This window comes from Deltaproteobacteria bacterium, from assembly GCA_016183175.1.
Taxonomy (GTDB): Bacteria; UBA10199; UBA10199; order UBA10199; family SBBF01; genus JACPFC01.
Genome location: JACPFC010000018.1, coordinates 1 through 2,538 on the forward strand (window position 1 = coordinate 1; position 2,538 = coordinate 2,538).

Below are 2,538 nucleotides of genomic sequence, written 5' to 3' on the forward strand. Positions count from 1 at the left end.
TACCGGATGGTCATGCGTGTCAAGCAGGTGAGTTTTTTTTCTGCTATGGCCGGCCAGGTGAAACTGGACGGCCCGGTCCTTGGGAATGGCGCGAAGATAAGTCATCGGATCGAAGCCGTGATTTTTGGCGCTGACATAGATGTTGTTGATGTCCACCAGAAGATAACAGCCCGACTCGCGGGCTAGATCCGCCAGAAAATCCCATTCGGTGAAAGTGGAGTGACTGTATTCCAGGTAACTTGACACATTTTCGATGACCAGCGGCTGTTCCAAAAAATCCTGAACCTGCCTGATTTTGTTTGTCAAATGCTTCAGACATTCCCCGGTGTAGGGGAGGGGGAGCAGATCGTGGGCGTTTTTGCCATGGACGCCGGTCCAGCACAAATGGTCCGAAATCCAGGCGGGCCGGATGCGGTCCGCCAGATTTTTGAGTTTTTTGAGATAATCGGGATTAAGGGGATCAGCTGATCCAAGCGACATCGATACCCCATGCATGACCATGGGATAGCGCTCCCGAACTTTGTCCAGAACGTAAAGGGGTCGGCCTCCGGAGGCCATGTAATTTTCGGAAATGACCTCAAAGAAATCCACGGCAGGCCAATTCCAGTGCTCGTCCGCCTACGGCGGACTGTGCCCTTCAAATGCCCCCTGCAACCCTGCGCAAATCACCGGCAAAGCCGGATGATTTGCTTATTACTTCGCTTCTTCTTTTACAACGGTTCCCTTTTTGTCGGTGCAGTCTTTTTCGGTGTCCATTTCCATCCACCCCTTGCCTTTGCAACCGTTTTGGCCTTTGCAGGCGTTATCCATGCCCTTGCACATCCCCTTTCCCTTGCACTCGTTCATGCCCGAGCACTTCACCTTGGCCGTGGTGGTTGAGGTGGTTGTCTCCTCGGCCATGCAATTGGCGGTAAAAATAAAACCGGCGACGGCGGTGGCCACAATGGTTCCTAACATTTTCTTGTTCATAGCTGTGCGATCCTCCTTGGGATGTTCGCCGGCCGCTTCAGTAAACACCCTGTTTACCGGAAGCGAAGGGGCGAACGGTCGAACGTTATAAAATTTTTTAAAAAGTGCAAGGGAAAAACATGATACGGATCATAACGAAGATTTTTGGAAACTTGTAGAAAGCCGCGATGTTTCATTCTGTGCTTGGATTTTTTACCCGATTTTTGTAAAGGTCGTACTTCATGAGAATCGTCGTTCCCAAAGAAATTCATCCCGGTGAAACAAGGGCGCCGGTTGTTCCGGCGACGGTCGGCCGTTTCGTAAAGGCGGGGGCCGAGGTGGCGGTTGAGGCGGGGCTGGGGCAGGCCTGCGACATCCCGGACGAGGAATACAGAAAGGCCGGCGCCACGATTGTCGCCGACCGGATGGAATTGCTGAAGACGGGCGACATGGTCTTGCGCCTGCGCAAACCGCCGCTGGAAGAGATTGAAAATTTAAAAAAGGGCGCAATCCACATCAGTTTTCTCGATCCCTTCAATGAAAAGGAGTTGATCGAACGGTTGGCCCGGTGCGGTGTTACGGCGATAAGCCTCGAAATGCTTCCGCGCTCCACCATCGCCCAGAAGATGGACGCCTTGAGTTCGCAGGCGAGCCTGGCCGGCTACGCGGCGGTTATTCTGGCCGCATCCCGTCTTTCAAAAATTTTTCCCATGATGACGACCCCGGCCGGAACCATCAAGCCGGCGCGCGTGTTTGTCGTGGGGGCGGGGGTTGCCGGGCTTCAGGCCATTGCCACGGCCAAAAGGCTGGGGGCGGTGGTCGAGGCGTTCGACACGCGTCCGGTGGTGGAGGAGCAGGTAAAGTCGCTGGGGGGGAAGTTTGTCAAAATCGATATCGGTGAGGTGGGACAGACTTCCGGCGGATATGCCAAAGAGTTGACCGGGGAACAGATCGAAAAACAGCGCGAGGGGATGAAAAAAATCTGTGGCGGCGCCGATATCGTCATCACGACGGCGCAAGTTTTTGGAAAGAGGGCCCCGCTCATCATCACCCGCGACATGATTTCGGGGATGAGGCCGGGGGGCGTGATCGTGGACATGGCGGTGGAGTCGGGGGGGAACGTGGAGGGGTCGAGGTCCGGCGAGGATGTCGTTATCGGGGGGGTAACCATTATTGGAGTGGCGAATCTTCCCGGCAGAGTCGCCAGGGACGCCAGTCTCATGTTTTCAAACAATCTGGCGAACCTGGTGGAGGATTTTTGGGACAAGCAGGCGAAGACGTTCAAGCTCGATTTGGGGAACGAACTGCTCAAGGCGTGTGTCGTCACGCATAACGGGCAGGTCCTGTTTGGAAGGTAATTTTGTTTGTTGACAAACGCACTGTTTGTCGCCCCCGCGGAAGCGGGGGTCCAGTAGTTTCGGGAAAATATGGATTCCCGCTTTCGCGGGAATGACATTTATGTCTGACCAGCTGATCTTTGGCCTCTACATTTTCGTTCTGGCGGTCTTTGTCGGCTACCAGATCATCACCAAGGTGCCGGCCCTTTTGCACACGCCGCTGATGTCGGCCACCAACGCCATATCGGGCATT

4 protein-coding genes are annotated in these 2,538 nt (G+C 54.7%); 2 read left to right on the forward strand and 2 right to left on the reverse strand.

What is annotated here, in order from left to right; genetic code table 11:
* The coding region (locus HYU99_02230) for a DUF692 domain-containing protein (protein MBI2339171.1) at positions 1-558 on the reverse strand (558 nt) is incomplete at its 3' end.
* A gap of 135 nt (positions 559-693) precedes the next feature.
* Complete coding sequence (locus tag HYU99_02235) at positions 694-969, reverse strand: hypothetical protein (protein ID MBI2339172.1); 276 nt, start codon at positions 967-969, stop codon at positions 694-696.
* 221 nt (positions 970-1,190) lie between these two features.
* Between HYU99_02235 and HYU99_02240 the strand changes: the two genes are divergently transcribed.
* Positions 1,191-2,306 carry a Re/Si-specific NAD(P)(+) transhydrogenase subunit alpha gene (locus HYU99_02240; protein ID MBI2339173.1) on the forward strand — a complete coding sequence of 372 codons (1,116 nt, stop codon included), beginning with the start codon at positions 1,191-1,193 and terminating at the stop codon, positions 2,304-2,306.
* Between the two features lie 100 nt (positions 2,307-2,406).
* Positions 2,407-2,538 (forward strand): NAD(P) transhydrogenase subunit alpha (locus HYU99_02245; protein ID MBI2339174.1); only part of this gene is annotated, 132 nt, incomplete at its 3' end.